Here is a 16,913-nt window from a genome sequence, read left to right on the forward strand (position 1 = left end):
TGGAACGGGGTATGAAAAGCACGGGTGCGCTGAATCGGACTGTCCGGCAGATCGAAACCGGTATTTCGGAGGGACGATGGCTGGCCGGCGAACGCCTGCCGGCCGAACGGGCGCTGGCCGAGTCGCTCGGCGTGTCGCGCGCGACGGTGCGCGAGGCAATCGGCCGGCTGGTCAGCAAGGGCTTGCTGGAGAGCCGGCACGGCAGCGGCGTCTATCTGCTGGGGAACAAGCCGGTGGGCACGGCGGCGCCGTGGATGCAGCTGATCGCGGAAACCCCGCCGCTGCGCTCGGAAACGCTCGAATTCAGGATGGTGTTCGAATGCGCGGCGGCACGCTTCGCCGCGCAACGCGCATCGGCGCAGCAGGTGGAGCGCTTCGAGGGGATACTCGAGCGCATGCAGGCGGCCGTGCAGCAGGCCGATGTCGACGAGGAAGCGCGCACCGATTGCGAATTCCACGCCATGCTCACGGCGGCCTCGCACAACCGCATGCTGGACCAGTTCTATGCCGGCGTGATCACCATGCTGCGCGAGCATATCGCCAGCAATACCTACGACGCGACCGTCAACAACCTCAATGCGGCGGTGCAGGCGCGCGATCGGCTGCTCCAGCACGAAACCATCTATCGCGCCATTCGCGACCGCAATCCCGACGCGGCGCAGGACGCGATGTTCGCGCACATCGACTATGTGGGGCGGCAGTTCAACGTCGAGTTGGGCGGGTAAGTGAGCAAGTAAGTGGTCGAATAAGCGGCCGACGCTTTCCGCGAAACGCGGCCTGCGCCCTCGGCGGGACGCGAGGCCTGGTTTCGCCTGCCTTCCGGCGGGAATCAGCGGAACGGATCGGCCGGCAAGCGCAGCTATATCTGCCCGAGCAGGACCAGCACGATCACGATGACCAGCACCACGCCCAGCAGGCCGCTCGGCCCGTAACCCCAGCTGCGACTGTGAGGCCAGGTGGGAATCACGCCGACCAGTATCAGCACGATGATGATCAGTAAAATCAGTCCCAGTGACATGTCGTACCTCCTTGGATTTGTATGAATGACGCCTTGTCCGGGCGAATCCCTGGCCGGAGCTCCCCTGGCCTGGGCGTCGGAATCGATGTCGCAAGGCGCGTACCCAGCCCGCCGCCCGCGCGACTTGCCGGAAACCGCGCCATGCCCGTGGCGCCTCGCCTGGGTCGACGACATGCCGGTGACGCGCCATGGCACGGATGTCCGGGCATCCTTCATCACCGCCGGAGCAAGCGCGCTCGCCCCACGCGGCGTATGTCGGCAAGTGCGTCGGCAAGTACATCGCCGACGGTAAGATTTTCACGAGTTCGCATCAAGGAAAGGGAAGGCGCGGAAGACTTGCGCCGTTCGAGCCGAACGGTGAACGCGGTCACTCAAGACTCGCGCCGGCGGCTCCGGAAGAATGCCCAGATCATCGCGGTGGCATCCGGGCCGCGCGCCGCGTTGAACGGCAGTCGATCGTCGCCGCCGCTCCAGGCGTGGCCGAGCCCTCGCACCATGCAGACCCGCACGATCGCGCGCCGGCCGCGCCGGTGGTCGATCACCAGGCGGTCGCCGTGCTCGGTCAGCACGCGCGTGCCGGCAATTTCCGCGCCGTGCTCGTCGACCAGGCCATTGGCCCGCAGCCACTGGCGTGCCGCCTGCTCGGCATTGATCTTCGCGACCACGCCGTCGAGTTCCCCGTGCACGATCAGCACCGGCATGCCCGGGTAGCCGCCGACCGTCACCATCGCGTCGACCAGCGAAACCGGCTCGTCGCGGCTGCCGTGCTGCATGACGCGCAAGGCATTGACCGACGAACGCGCGGCACCGACCACCGCCCCCGAATGAAGCGCGAGCGCGGCGAACAGCGACGGCTCGTGCAGGCCGAGTTGCGCGGCCAGGCTGGCGCCGGCCGACATGCCGGCCAGGTAGACCCGCCCCGCGTCGAAACCGTGCCGCGCGATCATGGCGCGCACCAGCGAGCCCACCGCATCCGTGTCCGAACCGGGCGCCGGCGGATCGAACCAGTTCCAGCAGCGATGCGCATGCCTGCCGGTCGACTGTTCCGGCAACAGCACCGAAAAACCATGGCGATCGGCGAGGCGGTCGATGCGGGTGCCGAGCGCGAACGCCTCGGCGGTCTGCTTGCAGCCGTGCAGCATCACCACCAGCGGGCCATCGGGCTGCACGCCGGGCGGCTGGTACAGCAGGTAGCCGAGGTGATTGACCAACTGGCCCGGCGCGGGCCGTGCCGAATGGAAGGAGCGCGTCCATCTGCCGAGCCGCGACAAGCTCGGCCGGGCGCGCACGCCACGACCGGCTGCCGAGGGCTTGGCCGGCTTCGGCGAGGCCGCCGCGGTGCTGCCGGTCCCCTTGCGCGTGGCGGGCGAACGCCTGGGCGGCGCGGGCTTCGAGGCCGACTTGGCGGGTTTCACCGCGCCGCCTCGCTTCGGCTTGCGCGTCGCCGGGCTCAGGAAGCTGCCGAGCAGCTTCAGCCAGGCGTGGGAAGATCGACGAGGCATGGTCGGATAGGCGTGCATCGTGGCGCCGTCAGCGCCGCGATCGCATTGGGATGAGGATGGGTTCAACCATACAGGAAGACCAGGTAACGCTGCCCGCGGCCCGGGGCGAGCACGGTATCGAGCCACCGCCGGCATCGCTCGCGCACCCAAGCGCCGCGCTCATTGCGTCGGTCGATCGTCGAAATCCCGGCGGGCCCTTTCCACCGCCTCCAGGTTGTTCGCGGCCCAGACCCATACGCCACAGAACGCGGCGCCCAGGGTGATGCCCAGGTCGGTGAGCCGGTACTCCACCTTGGGCGGCACGACCGGATACACGGTGCGTACCACCAAGCCATCGCGCTCCATCGCGCGCAAGGTCTGCGTCAGCATCTTCTGGCTGATGCCCTCGACCTGTTCGGCGAGACGGCTGAAACGCAGCGGCGATTGCTCCGTGAGCACGTCGAGGATCAGCATCGTCCACTTGTCGGCGACACGACCGATCAGTTCCCTGACCAGGGAAGCGATCCGCGGATCGATATCGATCGGCGGCGTGAGGCTCGCGTAGTACTGCGCGGCCGCGATCTGCTCCTTGGTGAATTCGGGGATTCGTTTCATCGCCACACTCTCCGCTGGGTAAGTATATGACTTTCAGGTGCCTTCTTCCCTTCGGGAAGCATGCCCGCCAGACTACGCTCATGCTCAACCTGGCGGGAGCCAAACCATGAAAATGATCGGAAGAACCGTGTTGATCACGGGCGGAACCAGCGGCATCGGCCTCGAACTGGCGAAGCAACTCACCACGCGCGGCAATCGCGTGATCGTCACGGGACGCAGGGCCGACAGGCTGGAAGCCGCGCGGCAGGCCGTGCCGGGCCTGCACACGTTCGAGAGCGACGTGCGCGATCCGGCGAGCATCGAGGCGCTCTACCAAACCGTGTCCGACAGGTTTCCCTCGCTGGACACGCTGGTGAACAACGCGGGCGTGATGCGCAACATCAAGCTGGACCAGTCGTATCGGCTGGATGACCTGACCGCCGAGATCGACGGGAACCTGAAGGGATCGATCTGGATGGTCCAGGCCTTCCTCCCCTTGCTGCTGCGCCGGCAAGGCAGCCTGATCGTGAACGTGTCCTCAGGCCTGGCCTTCGTGCCGTTTCCAGCCGCGCCGATCTACAGCGCGTCGAAGGCCGCGATGCATGCCTATACGCAGTGCCTGAGGGCGCAACTGGACGGCAAGGCGGTATCGATCGTCGAGCTGGCGCCGCCCGCCACCGAGACGCCGCTGTTTCGCGACGAGTTCGCCGAACAGATGCAGGGAGAAAGCGCCATGAACGTAAGCGTGCTGGTGAAGCACGCCATCGCCGGCATCGAGGCCGGGAAGCCGGAGATTCGTCCCGGGCTGAGCAACGTGCTGAAAATCGCCAGCCGCGTGGCGCCGAGTTTCATGCTCCGGCAGATGGTGAAGCTCGGGCGGCCGAAAACATCCGGTGCATGAACTTCCCGACAAGGGCGTGCCGATCGGAAAACTCAACGACCTCGGGCTGCAGTGAATGCCGCGGCGGGGATAAGCGCCGGATAGCGACGCGTTGCGAATCCGCTCCGCGAAACACAACTGCCTCGCGCTAACCGTCGGAAAGCACCGCCGCGAAACGCTTCCGATATTGCCCCGGTGCCGTTCCGACGATACGGCGGAAGTGCTCGCGCAACGAGGTCGCGGATCCGAAGCCGGCCTCCTGCGCGATCTGCTCGATCGATAAGGCCGTCGTCTCCAACAGCGCCTGCGCGCATCGCACGCGCTCGGCGAGCAGCCATTGCAGCGGCGGCATACCGGTTTCCGTAACGAATCGCCGAGTGAGAGTTCGGGTGCTCGTGTGCGCCCGATGCGCGATGGCTTCGAGCGTCAGCGGCACCTTCAACTGCAGCTGCATCCATTGCAGCAGCGGCTGCAAGGAGGACGACGCGGGCGCGGCGTCGTAGCGAATGAACTGCGCCTGTCCGCCATCGCGGGCAAGCGGCACCACGGCGAGGCGAGCCGCGTCGGCGGCCGCCGACGCGCCATAGTCGCGACGGATCAGATGCAGGCACAGATCGATTCCCGCCGCCGCGCCGGCCGAGGTCAGAATGTTCCCCTCGTCGACAAACAGCACCGCCGGATCGACCTCGATTGCCGGATAGCGCCGGGCGAGCTCGGTCGCCGCCAGCCAGTGGGTCGTCGCCCGCCGGCCGTCCAGCAAGCCCGCAGCGGCGAGCACAAAGGCGCCGGAACAGATCGACGCGATCCGCGCGCCACGGGCGGCGGCGTCGCGCAAGGCCGCCAGCATCTTGGGCGACAAGGGCAGGCGCGGATCCGCGACGCCCGGCACCACGATCGTGTCCGCCTGCGCCAGGAAATCAAGTCCTCGTTCGATCTGTGCAACGAAGAAATCACTCCTCACCCGTCGCGTCTCGCCGCACAGCGTCACCCGGTACGGCTGTTCGACGCCCGCGACGTGGGCTCGCGAAAACATTTCACCGGGGATCGCCATGTCGAAGCTGACAAAGCCAGGCAGCAGCAGAACCGCAATGGTATGCATGAGTTGGGGTGGCCGGAATCCGTCGAATAATGGCATTTTAGCCAATGGTGCCCGTCGGTGCGGAAAGGGACAATGCAGTCCGATCCCATCGCCGAGTCAAGCATGAACAGCACCGTTGCCAATCCAACACGCAGTCTCCGCATCATGGCAGCGGTCGAGGCCAGCAGCCTCGTGCTGCTGGTATGCGTAGCCGTGCCGCTCAAGCACCTCGGCGGCATGCCGATGGCTGTCCAGTGGCTGGGGCCGCTGCACGGCGCGGTGTTCGTCCTGTATTGCTGGATGGTCGTCAGGCTGGCGTCGAGCCAGGGGTGGAAGGCCGCCGAGGTGATCCGGCTGGTATTGGCTGCAATGGTGCCGTTCGTTGGCTTTACGAGCGTGGCGTGGCTCGCTCGCAAGCAGGTTTCATGATGATCTATCTGTTGATCAAGGCGCTCCACGTCGCGTCGGTGATGACCTTCGTGGCCGGAACGCTGATTCTCGCCATGTGCATCTCGATCGATAATCTCGTGGTCCTGCGCGCCATGCGCCGCTGGAATTCCAGCGTAACGACACCGGCGCTCACCCTGGTCTGGATCACGGGCCCGTCGATCGCCGTGATGGGACATTGGTTCGGCGCGGTGTGGCTGAGCGTCAAGCTGGTGCTGGTGGTCGGATTGTCGATACTGCACGGCGTGCTGAGCGGCTCGCTGCAACGCGCGCAGCACCAGGGCCGGCTATGCCATTCATCCATGTTTCGGTTTCTCGCGCCTGCCACCTTGGCGCTGGCGCTCGTGATCGTCGGTTTGGCGGTAATGAAATCCGCCTAGCGGCATCGAGGCTACAGGAGGCAATCCGAGCTGGCGCGCGACAACCGATGGTCGTGCTGCATGCCCGCTTCGAGCCGATGTCGCAGATCACCCAGGCGTTCGCGCAGACACTGGGCGAACTCGACATCAATGCGTTGCGCCGGCCGTGCGGCAGCGCGGCGGCCTGATCGCCCATGCCGCCACGAACGGGAAATCGTGGCGCGAACGATCAGGCCGTATACCGTGCCAAAAATTTCCTGGCACGCTCGGTGCTCGGCTGCTGGAAAAAAACCTCGGGCGAGCCGGTTTCCACCAGCTTGCCGCCATCCAGGAACACCACCTGGTCCGACACTTCGCGCGCGAAGCCCATCTCGTGGGTGACCACCAGCATGGTCATGCCTCGCCCGGCCAGCGCCCGCATCACGCCGAGCACCTCGCCGACCATCTCGGGATCGAGCGCGCTGGTGGGCTCGTCGAACAGCAGCACGTCGGGACGGATCGCCAGCGCGCGCGTGATCGCCACGCGCTGCTTCTGGCCGCCGGACAGACGATGCGGATAGGTATCGGCCTTGTCGGCCAATCCCACCTGCTCCAGCAAGGCCATCGCCTCGCCGCGCACCTCGGCGGCGGCGCGCCCATGCACATGGAGCGGCGCGGCCATCACGTTCTGCAGCACCGTCATGTGCGGCCAGAGCGCGAAATTCTGGAACACGGTGCCGATCCGGCCGCGCGCGGCGGCCAGTTGCGCGCGCGACATCGGCCTCGCCGCGGCGCCCTCGCCGATGCGGCCGATCGGCTGGCCGCCGAGCTCGATGGTCCCCCTGCCCGGCACCTCCAGCCAGTTGATACAGCGCAGCAGCGTCGACTTGCCCGAGCCGCTCGGGCCGAGCAGGCAGGTGGTCGTACCCTGCGGCACGTCGAAACTGATGTCGCGCAGGATCTCGACGCCGTCGTAGTCCTTGCACAGCCCGCGCACGCTGATCGCCGCGGATGCGGTTGCTTTCATGTTCACCTCGAAGGGGAGCGGCCGAGCCGGCCGATCGTCCAGTCGGTCAGCAGCGACATCAGCCAGTACAGCAGCATCGCCAGCAGAAACGGGGCGAATGGCGAGAAATAGTTGGTGCTGACGAAATTCGCCGCGAAGGTCAGTTCCTCGACGGTGATGATCATCAACAGCGCGCTGTCCTTGATGATCATCACGGCCTGGTTGACGAGCACGGGCGCGGCCGCCGCCAGCAACTGCGGAAACACGATGCGCCGGTACAGCGCCAGGCGCGTGAAGCCGAACGCGTCGGCCGCCGTCAGCGTGTCCTGCGCCAGCGACAGGCCCGCCGCGCGCAGGATCTCGACGAAATAGGCGGCGTGGTAGATCGCCAGCGAGCTCAGGCCGGCGCCGAGCGCGTTGAAGCGCAGCCCGACGGCCGGCAGGCCGTAATAGACCACGTAGGCGAACAACAGGAACGGCACGCAGCGCATCAGGTCCGCCAGCAGGCGCACGACGCGCGCCACGGGCCGCGGCCCCTCGCGCAACAGCACGTAGCCGAGCATGGCCAGCGGCAGGCTGACGGCGAGGCACAGGGCCACCAGCACCACCGACGTGGCGGCGCCCGAGGCCAGGACCTCGCGCGAAGCCCAGAGCGAAGTCAGGCTGTTCATGAGGACAGGTATCCGTAACGCTGGGCGGCGCGCCGTTCCAGCAGGCGTTGCCCCTGTACCCCGAGCGCGATGATCAGCGTGTAGAGCACGGTGGCGGCCAGGAACGGCGGCAGCGGGTCGTAGGTATCGGCGCCGATGCGGCCCGCCGCGCGCGTGATGTCGACGATGCCGATCACCGAGGCCGCCGGCGTGATCTTGAGCAGCAGCGTGATTTCGCTGACGAGCGGCCCGAGGCTGGCGCGCCAGAGCTGCGGCAGCACGATGCGAACCAGGGTCTGCCATCCCGAGAAACCGAACGCCGTGCCCGCCTCGAGCTGGTCGACCGGCAAGGCGAGCAATGCCGCGCGCCAGATCTCGCAGTTGAAGGCCGTCGTGTTCAGGCTCAGCGCCAGCGCGGCCGCGGCCATCGGCGGCAGGTCCAGGCCGGCGGCCGGCATCACGAAGAACACCAGCAGGCACAGCGTCACGACCGGCGTGGGTCGCATCACGCTGACATAGGCGGCGATCGCGCGACCGAGCACCGGTACCCGGCGCCAGCGGGCCAGCGCCAGCAGCAGGCCCAGCGGGATGCCGACCGCGACGGCGCACAGCGCCAGCAGCAGTGAGACGCCCGCGCCCTGCAGCAAGGCCAGATAAGAGCTTGTGGTCATGGTGAAGATCGGCCGCGCGACGGATGAGGGCCGCGCGGCGCGTCCGGTGAGGTTCGCTTCAGTTGCCGCTCAATGCCGACAGCGGCATCGATTCGAAGGTGGTGCCGAGCCACTTGCGCTGCAGCGCGTAGAGCGAGCCGTCCGCGCGCGTGCTGGCGAGGAAGCTGTTCAGGTAGCGCAGCAGTGTCGTGTTGCCCTTGGCCACGGCCCAGGCCGCGTAGGTCGGGGCGCCGACCGCGGTGCCCATGCGGAACCGGTCCGGATGCTCGTGGACCAGGCTGGTGAGATTGACCACGCCGTTGATCACGTAGTCGAGCCGGCCGTTCGACAGATCCTGGTATGCCTCGGGAAACGACGCGTACTGCACCACCTTGCCCACTTGCCCGCCATGCGCGGCCAGGGTCTTGCCGAGATCGGCGAGCGCGGCATACGAGCCGCCGCCGGCCTGTACGCCGACCACCTTGCCCGCCAGGTCGGCCACCGACTTGATGCGCGTTTCACCGTTGCGGACTACGTAGTACTGGGTCGCATCGGCCACCGGCATGGTGAAATCGAGCGTCTTCGCGCGCTCCGGCGTGACCACCACCGAGGTCAGCGCCACGTCGTACTTGCCGGTAGTCACGCCCGGCAGCAGCCCCGACCACGGAATGATGTTCTGCTCGATCCTGAAGCCCGAACGCTTGCGCAACTGCTCGAGCAGCGCATTGTCGAGGCCTGCGGGCTTGCCGTCCTGGATGAATTCGAAGGGACGGAAGTCGTCCTCGGTGGCGACCGTCAGCACGCCCTTGGCCTGGACCTGCTCCAGCGTCAGCGCGCTGGCGGCATCGGCGCAGGCGGCGAACACCACGCAGGAGGCGACGGCGTTGACAAACCAGTTCTTCAGCAACATGACAATCTCCTTGAATCAGCGAGTGGTGTCCGCGTGGCGGCGGGCGATGAAATCGATCTCGACGAGGGCGTCGTAAGCCAGCCCGGTCACGCCCACGCAGGTGCGCGCGGGCAGGCGGCCGGGCTCGAAAAAGCCCTGGTAGGTGGCGTTGAAGGCGGCGTAGTCCTCGCCGAAACGCGTCAGGTAGGCGCGCGCGACCACCACGTCGCCGAAGTCGAGGCCGAGCCCCGCGAGCACCGTCCGCAGGTTGGCCATGACATTGGCCGTCTGGGCCACGATGCCCTCGGGCAGCACGCCGGGCGTGGCCGGGCTGTCGGGCATCTGCCCCGTCACGAACACGAAGCCGTCGGCTTCCGTCGCGTGGCTGAAGGGGGCAACCGGCGTGGGCCCGCCGGGGATCATGTGAAAGGCGATGGGGGACGGCGACATGGGCCTGCTCCAGAGTGACGATGCCCCTGCTTTGCAAGCCCTGTGCCAGGATTTTTTTCGAGACAAATTGTCCTATTTTTCTCCGTTATACTCGGGCAAATTGTCTCTATCACGCCTTTGGTGCAGCCACAAATTGGTGCAATCCAGGCATCGAAGCGGGGATTTCCATGAAAGACCAGGACAACAATCCATACAATCCGAATCGCCCCGCCGGCGCGGTCAAGCCCCCCTGGCTGGTGGCCATCGAGATCTCGCGCGGCCCGCGTTACCTGGCGATCGCGAACGGCGTGAAGGCGGCCCTGGTCAACGGCACGCTGAAGGTCGGCGACCGCCTGCCGCCGCAGCGCGAGCTGGCCCGGCTGCTGCAGTTGAACCTCGGCACGGTGACCCGCGCCTTCGACGAATTGCGCAGCATGGGCCTGATCCAGGGTACCGTCGGGCGCGGCACCTATCTCACGCTGCCGGCCTCGACGGACAGCCCCGCCTCGCTGTGGGATCACTCGCAGCCGCAAGGTTTCATCGATCTCTCGCACAACTTCCCCGAGCACGCGCCGGGCATGGCCGGCGCGCATGCGCTGCTGGGGACGCAACTGCGCGTGGAAGATGCCGCGCGCCTGCTCGCCACGCAGGTGGACGCCGGCCATGTCGCGCACCGCGCCGCCGCGGCACGCTGGCTCGACAGTCGCGGCGTGCCGGCCATGGCGGACCATCTGGTCGTGACCTGCGGGGCCCAGCACGGCCTGTTGCTCGCGCTCGGCGCGCTGACGCGGCCGGGTGACATCGTGCTGACCGAGGAGTTGACCTATTACGGCCTGAAGTCGGCCGCCGCGATGATGGGGCGTTCGCTGGTGGGCGTGCGCATGGATGCCGAAGGCCTGCTGCCCGAAGCGCTCGACATGGCTTGCCAACGCTCGGGCGCGAAGGTGCTGTTCTGCTGCCCCACCCTCCACAACCCCACCACCGCCACCATGAGCGCCGCGCGCCGGCGCGAGATCGTCGAGGTCTGCCGGCGCCGCGATCTCCTGATCGTCGAAGACGACGTCTATGGCTGGATGCCCGAGGAAGCACTGCCCTGCCTGGCGATTCTGGCGCCGGAGCGCACCACCTACGTGACAGGCCTGTCGAAGCTGGTCGGGCCGGGCTTGCGCATCGGTTTCGTCGTCACGCCGCCGCAGCATGTCCACGCGCTGGGCGTCGCGTTGCGTGCCACCACCCTGATGGCGTCGCCGCTCAACGCGGCGATGGCGACCAGCGTATTGGAATCCGGCGAGATGACCCACATCGTCGAGACGATCCGGGAAGAAACCCGGGCGCGACAGGCACTGGTCGCGGCGAGCCTGCCGGCATCGGCGATCGTGACGCGCCCGGGCGCGTTCTATTTCGGACTGCGTACCGGCAACCACCAGACCGGGCAGGGTTTCGCCCGCGCCGCGGAAGCAGCCGGAATCGGCGTCACGCCCTACGATCTTTTCGAGGCCACGCCCCTGACCGGCAGCACCCTGGTACGCGTCTGCCACAACGCGGCCCCCGATCGCGACAGCCTGCGCCGGGCCCTGGCGGGACTGGCGCGGATGCTCGACCAGCCGGTCGCGGCGCCCCCGTTCAGGCAGGGGATCTGAGGGCCGCAAGAAACAGGCGTCATGCGAAGCGGCGGCAAGCCATGCGCTCGCTCGCGGTTCGCGCGGGCCCGAGCAAGTGCAAGGAGGCCGCCATTACGCAACGCCAGTCATTGACGAGCGCCGGCGCTCCCCGCCTCAACCGATACCGAGCGCCTGCAACACTGGCAGATGAAGCTCGGCGAAGCGCCTGGCCTGCGCCACCCGCTCCGCCAACGAAACCGCCGTATCCACGGGTGGCGCCGCGATATTCAGCACGTCTTCGGCGAATTCGGCCCACTGCACCGGATCCGGTTTGCCCTGCCGCCGCGCCAGCAGGAACAATTGTGCAACGCGCGGCATCAGTACCCCCGAGCCCGACACCGGGCTCGCCAGGAATCCCACCTCGTCGCTCATGCGCGCCGCTTCGCAGATCGCCACATTCAGGCGTTCCGCACCTGAGCGAGCAAGGTCGATTTGTTCGTCATCCTGCGCATTGAGCAGCGCTCCCGTTCCGATCAGCAGTGTGACGGCCTTGACGATCCGCTCGAGCGTGATGCCCCGTGCGCCAAGTGCCTGCTCGATATTGCCAAGCGCGGTGGGTCGATGCTCGGCCAGCAGGTCGAGGATCGGGCCGTACAGGGCTTCGGGCAAGGCCGCCTCGCCCAAGGTGCCGCGTACCTTCAGGATCACGGAGGCACGTGGCAAGGCCAGGACCACGCGATGTGCGCGCAGGGCGGCATCGCGCGCCGCGTCGTCGAGCCGGCGCGGCGCCTTGATCCAGTAGTCGCGCCGCAGCGACCGGTTGAGGCAGACATCGCGCACGGTCTCGCGCAGGCCGATGTCGGCGATCTGCGCCAGCATCGCGCGTTGCGCCGCGTCGAGATGGATCTCCTCCGCCCGGTCGCGGTAGTCGGCGGAGCCGGCGTAGGTCAGCCCGGCATCCGCCAGCGACGCATGGACCTCCTGGAACGACATCGCGCGCCAGTCACGATTGAAATACTCGTGCGCCAGATAGCGCGGATCCGCCCGCGACAGGGCCTCGACGCGTTCGGCCAGCAGCGGGTTCACCACGGCGTAACCAGGCTGGGTCGCAAACACGCCGCGAACAAAATCGATCGCGGCCTTCACGCGCATGGCAATCGCCTGCTCGGTGGGCACGGCCTCGCCGGCCTTGGCGACATCGGCCGCGGCGTTGAAATGGAAATGCCGGTACAGCAACTCGCGCACCGGCAGCATCGGTGTCCAGCCCGGCTGGGTGTTGTAGCTGAGATAGAGCACACCGCCCGGTTTCAGCTTGCGAGCGATGAACTCGCCGATCAGAGCGCGACTCTCCTCGGAAACCCAGCTCCAGATGCCGTGCATGCCGATGAAATCGAAATCGGGCAGGTCGTCGCGCAGGCAGAACGTCGAGAAACTCTCGCCGGACAGGCTCGCCTGCGATCCGGCATGCTGCGCGAGCCGTTGCGCGAAGCCGGCGTGGGCCGCGTTGAAGTCGGTGCCATGCCAGCGCGTGGTGGAACCGGCCGCATGAATGTTGACGCTGACGCCGTAGCCGAATCCGAGCTCGCAGGCGGTCTCGACGGCAGGTACCGCGAACCCCGCCTGTAGCAACGGAAGCTTCAGCCGCAGCGGGTTCAGTTCGTCGCAATAGCCGAACGTGTAGGCCACCTCGTCCACGCTGCCCACATTCCAGTTGTTCATCTGCCGCGTTCCTATGGGTTTGCCGTTGCGGGCGACAATACATGACTCAGGGCATGGACTTGCCCCTGCATGACCAGACACGCAGTCACGCTCAGGTTGGAGAATTTGCTTGCTGGCGAGACTCGCGCGCGAGCGGTATTTCAAGGCGCGGTGCGGATGCGACTCGTTGTAGTGGTCGAACGCAATGAAACGTCATTGTCTCGTCGGCAATGTAGCAGGAATCGCTGTCGCTCAACCACTCGATTTCGCTGTCGGCCTTCAACGCACCGGCGAACGTGGGCTGGGCGGCTACGCCGCGTAGCCCAAAAACACGGGGAAAGTGATCGGTGTTGCGGCCATTTGGATGGAATGCTTACCTTCCGTCTTTTCTCGTCCGCAATCCCGACAGCCTGACCGTATCAGCCGACGGGCTTCGGTTTTCACACTCGGCCGATCATCGATCGTGTCCCGCCTCTAGCGGACCTGGGACAAGCCATCCTAGTTGACACGACACTCGGTCAACCAGGAGGACGAGCACGGCTGATGGAACGTCTCGCCCATGAAGTAATACCCCGCGCCACGCACCGTTCGAATGAAACGGCTACCGCCACGGTCATGGAGCTTGTTCCTGAGTTGCTTGATATGTACCTCGACGACATTGGTGCCCGGATCGAAATTACGCTGCCAGACCGCTTCGAGAATCATCCGGCGCGTAACGGTGCGTTGCGGGTTCAACATCATGAATTCCAGCAGCCGGAATTCCGTCGGCCGAAGCATCACCAGGGTTGAATCGATCAATGCGACCCGCCTGATCCGGTCGAGCGTGATGCCTGGCGCATGGAGTTGCGGCATCGGTTCGGCGGACGAGGACGGGCGGACACGCGACTGCCTGCGATGCAATGCCATGACGCGGGCCGCCAACTCCTCGTCGACGAACGGGAAGGACAGGTAATCGTCCGCGCCCGAGCGCAGCATTCGCACGCAGCGATCGGTGTTGCTTGCCGCATCGAGGGCGAGGATCGGCGCTATCGTGCCGATCGCTCGCCACGCGGTGATCAAGGTCATGCCGTCGATACCCGGCATATCGAAAGCCACGATGATCAGGCGGTAGGCGCCGCCGATCGTTCGATGCAGCGCGTCGTGTGCTACCCGCGCATGCTCGACCCACCACCCTTCCTGATGCAGAGACGCCGTGATCCTCCGCGCGATCTTGTCATCGTGCTCGACCAACAGAATCCGGCCGATGTTCGCGTCTTGCCGGGCCGCGCCACGCCAATCCGATTGGTACGAGATCGGTACGGACATCATCGGTCAGCCGCCGAAGTAGATGTCACAGAAGCTGGCGGGACCGACACATGACGGACGGACGCCCGGCGACGCGAAAAGACGCGGAACCCGGCGCTTCGCGAGCCCGGCCTCGCTACGGGCCGACGGCTCGCTGCCGAGCGCCTGGTTCGCCCCACGCTCTTGTGCGGCAACCTTCGCTTCCGCCGCCTCCAGCTGCTCGGGATAGTTGGCGTCGTCACCGCCAGCCGGATCGTATCCGGCGCGTTCGAGCTGGATCAGCTCGGCGCGGACCTGCGCCCGCGTCAGTGCGCCTGTCGATTGCGCAAAGGACAAGGTGGGGCCGACCAGCGCCGCCATGGCCAACAGGACCATCGCAGACTTTTTCATGATTCGCTTCCTCGATCAATTCAATTGGATTGAATGGACATTCCATCGATACCGCCGAAGCACCCGGCAATCGGGATATTCGTCGCGGTCGATTCGTCTCGTTTGAGCGTCGAATCGATGGAGAAAGCTTAGCGAAACGATCTCGCCCGGAATAATACGAAGTTGCGATATGAGACATGACTTGTCGCTATGCCACGGCCGCCGAGCTTCACCCACGCCTCAAGCGCGTGCTACCTGTGCGCGTCTGCTAAGCGGGCACCCCGACGCTGGCACTCACCAGGTCGATCAGCGCCTGTGAGCTCGGCGACAGCGACCGGCCCTTCAACCAGACCAGATGCAGCGCGCGTTCGATGCGCAAGCCGTCGACGGATACCACGGCCAGATCCCCGCGCCGCAATTCGTCCGTGACGCTCAGCAAGGAGACGTAGCAAAGCGTGTGTTGCGCGATCAGCATTCGTTTGATCGCCTCGGTGTCGCTGACCGACATCAAGGGCATGATTTCCAGCCCTCGTTTCGCATAAGCCTCCTCCACGATCGCGCGCGTGCCCGACCCGGGTTCGCGCATGATCACGGCGTGGTCGACCAGATCATCGGGCTGCACCGTTTTGCCGGCGAGCGGATGGTTGGCGGCCGCGATAACCGCGATCTCGTCCGAGCCGATCGATCGCGCATCCAGCACGCTTGCGTCGAAGGGACCTTCGACGAAGCCGAGCGAAAACCTCGAGTCCCTCAGCCCAGCCTCGACACGTTCGGTGTTGCTGACAGTCAAGTCGATGCCGATTCGCGGATAGGCGGCGTTGAAGCTTGAAATCAAGCCGGGCACGAGGTAGACGCCCAGCGTCGCGCTTGCCCCGATATTCAGGTGGCCCTTGCCGATGCCGGCAAGTTCCTTCATTTCGGCTTCAGCCGCATCGGCCAGCGTGAAAATCCTGCTTGCATGGTGAAACAGGACCCGGCCGCTTTCGGTCAAGGCAACGCCACGCGGCAGACGATCGAACAGGACCAGCCCGACACGTTGCTCGAGTTCGCGGATCTCCCGCGTCACGGCCGGCTGGCTGACATGCAGACGCTCCGCGCCGGCACTCACGCTGCCGGCTCGCGCGACCTCATAGAAAGCGAGAAGATGGGTGAAATTCATGGGGAATATTCGATTAGTTGGAGTGACTCGCCAGCATCAACGATCGTCGTCGTGCCAGCGGCCCGGCGCGCGATTGTCGGCGTCTCGTCGTGCTCGCGCAATGGCCGCTTCCTGATGCGGATCGACACCTTCGGATCGCGGCGCGGAGCTTCCGGCATTCTCGCTCCTGCATATCAATTTGGTATCGAAGCAATCGAAAAACAGTATTGTTCGCGTGTGCAGCCACGCCCTAGACTGTCATCGCCGATCGTCATATCGATCCTTCTCCTCGCGCAAGGGCAAACGCATGCAATCAGTTCCCGTCGATTCGGCCAGCTGCCCGGCCAGGCCCGAATGGCTTGCCGGCTGAGACAATGGGCAAGGTCTATCTGGTAGGCGCGGGCCCGGGCGCCGACGACCTGATCACGCTTCGCGGTGCGCGCGTGCTCGGCATGGCGGATGTGGTGCTCCACGACGCACTCATCGAACCCGCCATGCTCGATCTTGCCCGGCCACAGGCGATTCGCATCGCGGTAGGCAAACGTCATGGGCAGGCCGGCGTGGACCAGGGCGACATCAACGAGATGATCGTCGACGCCGGCCGCCGATATCCGGTCGTGGTGCGGCTCAAAGGCGGAGATCCCATGCTGTATGCCCGCGCGGACGAGGAAATGCGCGCGCTCGAGGCTGCCGGGCTGCCCTTCGAAATCGTCCCCGGCATTACCACGGCGCTCGCAGGCGCGGCCGCGATACGCCGCTCACTGACCCTTCGAAGCGTTGCACGCAGCGTGTGCTTTTCGACTGCCAGCCACGCAAGCGGCTCGGCGCCCGGCATACCGTCGCTGGACGCCGATTCACACGTGATTTACATGGGACGCGAACGCGCCTCGGATATCGCCCGACAATTCCTCCAGGCCGGACGGGCGCCGGATACCCCGGTGGTGGTGGTCGAGTCATGCAGCACCCGGCGGCAGCGGATCCTGGAATCGACGCTGCATGAGATCAGTATGGGTGCAGCCACCAGTTGGTTCGCCCCCTCCCAGCCGTCGCTCCTGATGATCGGTGAGGCATTCGGCAAGCGGTAGTGCGGCACGCCTTCCCGCTCAAACCGCGAACCGCCGCCGAAAGAGCGGCAAGCTCGCGTCCACCGCGCCCTGGTAGCGTTCCGAGAACTCCGTGAAGGCGTTCAGCGCATCATGCGGGTCGCGATCGGCGCGCACCGCGAAGGCGTCGAAGCCGCAGCGCGACATGTAGTTCAGCTGGTCGCGCAGCACGTCGCCGATCGCGCGCAGCTCGCCGGTCCAGCCGTGGCGATTGCGCAGCAGGTGCGCCGTGCTGTAGCCGCGGCCGTCGCCGAAGCGCG

The 16,913-nt window shown here is 66.2% G+C and carries 20 protein-coding genes and 1 pseudogene; 6 read left to right on the forward strand and 15 right to left on the reverse strand.

All coding sequences use genetic code 11. The features are described from left to right. The first annotated feature begins 11 nt into the window (after nt 1–11). The gene (locus F3J18_RS05185; RefSeq protein WP_166911777.1) at nt 12–725 is read left to right on the forward strand and encodes an FCD domain-containing protein; all 714 of its coding nucleotides are present in this window, start codon (nt 12–14) and stop codon (nt 723–725) included. Nucleotides 726–859: 134 nt separating this feature from the next. Here the strand turns inward: F3J18_RS05185 and F3J18_RS05190 are convergent, their stop codons facing one another. The 3 genes from F3J18_RS05190 to F3J18_RS05200 form a co-directional block, all read right to left on the reverse strand. Continuing rightward, nucleotides 860–1,018 (reverse strand): DUF3309 family protein, encoded by a 159-nt coding sequence (locus F3J18_RS05190; RefSeq protein WP_013690847.1) that lies wholly within the window; start codon nt 1,016–1,018, stop codon nt 860–862. A gap of 371 nt (nt 1,019–1,389) precedes the next feature. After that, nucleotides 1,390–2,538 (reverse strand): PHB depolymerase family esterase, encoded by a 1,149-nt coding sequence (locus F3J18_RS05195; RefSeq protein ID WP_240154604.1) that lies wholly within the window; start codon nt 2,536–2,538, stop codon nt 1,390–1,392. A gap of 141 nt (nt 2,539–2,679) precedes the next feature. Beyond that, nucleotides 2,680–3,114, reverse strand: a complete 435-nt coding sequence (locus F3J18_RS05200; RefSeq protein WP_166911779.1) for a helix-turn-helix domain-containing protein — start codon at nt 3,112–3,114, stop codon at nt 2,680–2,682. A gap of 37 nt (nt 3,115–3,151) precedes the next feature. On the opposite strand from F3J18_RS05200, the gene F3J18_RS05205 reads away from it, so the two are divergent. Further along, complete coding sequence (locus tag F3J18_RS05205) at nt 3,152–3,994, forward strand: SDR family NAD(P)-dependent oxidoreductase (protein WP_345892517.1); 843 nt, start codon at nt 3,152–3,154, stop codon at nt 3,992–3,994. Between the two features lie 127 nt (nt 3,995–4,121). On the opposite strand, the gene F3J18_RS05210 is transcribed toward F3J18_RS05205, so the two are convergent. Beyond that, nucleotides 4,122–5,072, reverse strand: a complete 951-nt coding sequence (locus tag F3J18_RS05210; protein WP_166911781.1) for a helix-turn-helix domain-containing protein — start codon at nt 5,070–5,072, stop codon at nt 4,122–4,124. Between the two features lie 102 nt (nt 5,073–5,174). On the opposite strand from F3J18_RS05210, the gene F3J18_RS05215 reads away from it, so the two are divergent. Next, entirely contained in the window at nt 5,175–5,480 is a 306-nt protein-coding gene (locus tag F3J18_RS05215) for a DUF3817 domain-containing protein (RefSeq protein ID WP_025097099.1), read from the forward strand. After that, a complete protein-coding gene (locus tag F3J18_RS05220; protein WP_240154605.1) occupies nt 5,477–5,878 on the forward strand; it encodes a CopD family protein in 402 nt (133 codons plus the stop codon). Before F3J18_RS05215 ends, F3J18_RS05220 begins: the two co-directional genes overlap by 4 nt. 208 nt (nt 5,879–6,086) lie before the next feature. On the opposite strand, the gene F3J18_RS05230 is transcribed toward F3J18_RS05220, so the two are convergent. The 5 genes from F3J18_RS05230 to F3J18_RS05250 are packed head-to-tail and all read right to left on the reverse strand — an operon-like array spanning nt 6,087 to nt 9,481. Next, on the reverse strand, nt 6,087–6,863 hold the full coding sequence (locus F3J18_RS05230; RefSeq protein WP_025097097.1) for an amino acid ABC transporter ATP-binding protein: 777 nt from the start codon (nt 6,861–6,863) through the stop codon (nt 6,087–6,089). Nucleotides 6,864–6,865: 2 nt separating this feature from the next. Beyond that, nucleotides 6,866–7,513: an ABC transporter permease subunit gene (locus F3J18_RS05235; RefSeq protein ID WP_166911783.1), complete on the reverse strand. Its 648-nt coding sequence runs from the start codon at nt 7,511–7,513 to the stop codon at nt 6,866–6,868. After that, complete coding sequence (locus F3J18_RS05240; protein ID WP_166911785.1) at nt 7,510–8,163, reverse strand: amino acid ABC transporter permease; 654 nt, start codon at nt 8,161–8,163, stop codon at nt 7,510–7,512. Before F3J18_RS05240 ends, F3J18_RS05235 begins: the two co-directional genes overlap by 4 nt. A gap of 58 nt (nt 8,164–8,221) precedes the next feature. Further along, nucleotides 8,222–9,052, reverse strand: coding sequence for a transporter substrate-binding domain-containing protein (locus tag F3J18_RS05245; RefSeq protein WP_166911787.1), 831 nt, complete (start codon nt 9,050–9,052; stop codon nt 8,222–8,224). A 15-nt stretch (nt 9,053–9,067) separates the two neighbouring features. Beyond that, nucleotides 9,068–9,481 (reverse strand): RidA family protein, encoded by a 414-nt coding sequence (locus F3J18_RS05250; RefSeq protein WP_205195308.1) that lies wholly within the window; start codon nt 9,479–9,481, stop codon nt 9,068–9,070. 167 nt (nt 9,482–9,648) lie between these two features. On the opposite strand from F3J18_RS05250, the gene F3J18_RS05255 reads away from it, so the two are divergent. Then, nucleotides 9,649–11,100 carry a PLP-dependent aminotransferase family protein gene (locus F3J18_RS05255; protein ID WP_240154606.1) on the forward strand — a complete coding sequence of 484 codons (1,452 nt, stop codon included), beginning with the start codon at nt 9,649–9,651 and terminating at the stop codon, nt 11,098–11,100. Between the two features lie 135 nt (nt 11,101–11,235). On the opposite strand, the gene F3J18_RS05260 is transcribed toward F3J18_RS05255, so the two are convergent. The 5 genes from F3J18_RS05260 to F3J18_RS05280 all read right to left on the reverse strand — a co-directional run bounded on the left by F3J18_RS05260 (nt 11,236) and on the right by F3J18_RS05280 (nt 15,729). Continuing rightward, nucleotides 11,236–12,780, reverse strand: a complete 1,545-nt coding sequence (locus tag F3J18_RS05260; RefSeq protein WP_166911789.1) for a class I SAM-dependent methyltransferase — start codon at nt 12,778–12,780, stop codon at nt 11,236–11,238. A 477-nt stretch (nt 12,781–13,257) separates the two neighbouring features. Then, the gene (locus F3J18_RS05265; protein WP_166911791.1) at nt 13,258–14,067 is read right to left on the reverse strand and encodes a response regulator transcription factor; all 810 of its coding nucleotides are present in this window, start codon (nt 14,065–14,067) and stop codon (nt 13,258–13,260) included. Nucleotides 14,068–14,070: 3 nt separating this feature from the next. Next, nucleotides 14,071–14,433, reverse strand: a complete 363-nt coding sequence (locus tag F3J18_RS05270; protein ID WP_166911793.1) for a DUF4148 domain-containing protein — start codon at nt 14,431–14,433, stop codon at nt 14,071–14,073. Nucleotides 14,434–14,680: 247 nt separating this feature from the next. After that, nucleotides 14,681–15,571, reverse strand: coding sequence for a LysR substrate-binding domain-containing protein (locus tag F3J18_RS05275; RefSeq protein ID WP_025097088.1), 891 nt, complete (start codon nt 15,569–15,571; stop codon nt 14,681–14,683). Further along, a complete protein-coding gene (locus F3J18_RS05280) occupies nt 15,568–15,729 on the reverse strand; it encodes a hypothetical protein (protein WP_166911795.1) in 162 nt (53 codons plus the stop codon). Before F3J18_RS05280 ends, F3J18_RS05275 begins: the two co-directional genes overlap by 4 nt. A 195-nt stretch (nt 15,730–15,924) precedes the next feature. On the opposite strand from F3J18_RS05280, the pseudogene cobA reads away from it, so the two are divergent. Continuing rightward, nucleotides 15,925–16,632, forward strand: a pseudogene (gene cobA, locus F3J18_RS05285) (uroporphyrinogen-III C-methyltransferase); the annotation flags it as partial. Nucleotides 16,633–16,653: 21 nt separating this feature from the next. Here the strand turns inward: cobA and F3J18_RS05290 are convergent. After that, nucleotides 16,654–16,913, reverse strand: a 260-nt coding sequence (locus tag F3J18_RS05290) for a DUF934 domain-containing protein (protein ID WP_166911800.1), incomplete at its 5' end; no start/stop codon positions are given.

Origin of the sequence: Burkholderia sp. Ax-1720 (genome assembly GCF_011753035.1) — a bacterium.
In the GTDB taxonomy this organism is placed as follows: Bacteria; Pseudomonadota; Gammaproteobacteria; order Burkholderiales; family Burkholderiaceae; genus Burkholderia; species Burkholderia gladioli.

Coding starts and splice junctions, on each gene's coding strand:
- F3J18_RS05240 (WP_166911785.1), bottom strand. CDS start 8,163: ATGACCACAAGCTCTTATCTGGCCTTGCTGCAGGGCGCGGGCGTCTCA.
- F3J18_RS05235 (WP_166911783.1), bottom strand. CDS start 7,513: ATGAACAGCCTGACTTCGCTCTGGGCTTCGCGCGAGGTCCTGGCCTCG.
- F3J18_RS05220 (WP_240154605.1), top strand. CDS start 5,477: ATGATGATCTATCTGTTGATCAAGGCGCTCCACGTCGCGTCGGTGATG.
- F3J18_RS05270 (WP_166911793.1), bottom strand. CDS start 14,433: ATGAAAAAGTCTGCGATGGTCCTGTTGGCCATGGCGGCGCTGGTCGGC.
- F3J18_RS05190 (WP_013690847.1), bottom strand. CDS start 1,018: ATGTCACTGGGACTGATTTTACTGATCATCATCGTGCTGATACTGGTC.
- F3J18_RS05280 (WP_166911795.1), bottom strand. CDS start 15,729: ATGCCGGAAGCTCCGCGCCGCGATCCGAAGGTGTCGATCCGCATCAGG.
- F3J18_RS05200 (WP_166911779.1), bottom strand. CDS start 3,114: ATGAAACGAATCCCCGAATTCACCAAGGAGCAGATCGCGGCCGCGCAG.
- F3J18_RS05185 (WP_166911777.1), top strand. CDS start 12: ATGAAAAGCACGGGTGCGCTGAATCGGACTGTCCGGCAGATCGAAACC.
- F3J18_RS05255 (WP_240154606.1), top strand. CDS start 9,649: ATGAAAGACCAGGACAACAATCCATACAATCCGAATCGCCCCGCCGGC.
- F3J18_RS05265 (WP_166911791.1), bottom strand. CDS start 14,067: ATGATGTCCGTACCGATCTCGTACCAATCGGATTGGCGTGGCGCGGCC.
- F3J18_RS05250 (WP_205195308.1), bottom strand. CDS start 9,481: ATGTCGCCGTCCCCCATCGCCTTTCACATGATCCCCGGCGGGCCCACG.
- F3J18_RS05230 (WP_025097097.1), bottom strand. CDS start 6,863: ATGAAAGCAACCGCATCCGCGGCGATCAGCGTGCGCGGGCTGTGCAAG.
- F3J18_RS05260 (WP_166911789.1), bottom strand. CDS start 12,780: ATGAACAACTGGAATGTGGGCAGCGTGGACGAGGTGGCCTACACGTTC.
- F3J18_RS05195 (WP_240154604.1), bottom strand. CDS start 2,538: ATGCACGCCTATCCGACCATGCCTCGTCGATCTTCCCACGCCTGGCTG.
- F3J18_RS05215 (WP_025097099.1), top strand. CDS start 5,175: ATGAACAGCACCGTTGCCAATCCAACACGCAGTCTCCGCATCATGGCA.
- F3J18_RS05275 (WP_025097088.1), bottom strand. CDS start 15,571: ATGAATTTCACCCATCTTCTCGCTTTCTATGAGGTCGCGCGAGCCGGC.
- F3J18_RS05210 (WP_166911781.1), bottom strand. CDS start 5,072: ATGCATACCATTGCGGTTCTGCTGCTGCCTGGCTTTGTCAGCTTCGAC.
- F3J18_RS05245 (WP_166911787.1), bottom strand. CDS start 9,052: ATGTTGCTGAAGAACTGGTTTGTCAACGCCGTCGCCTCCTGCGTGGTG.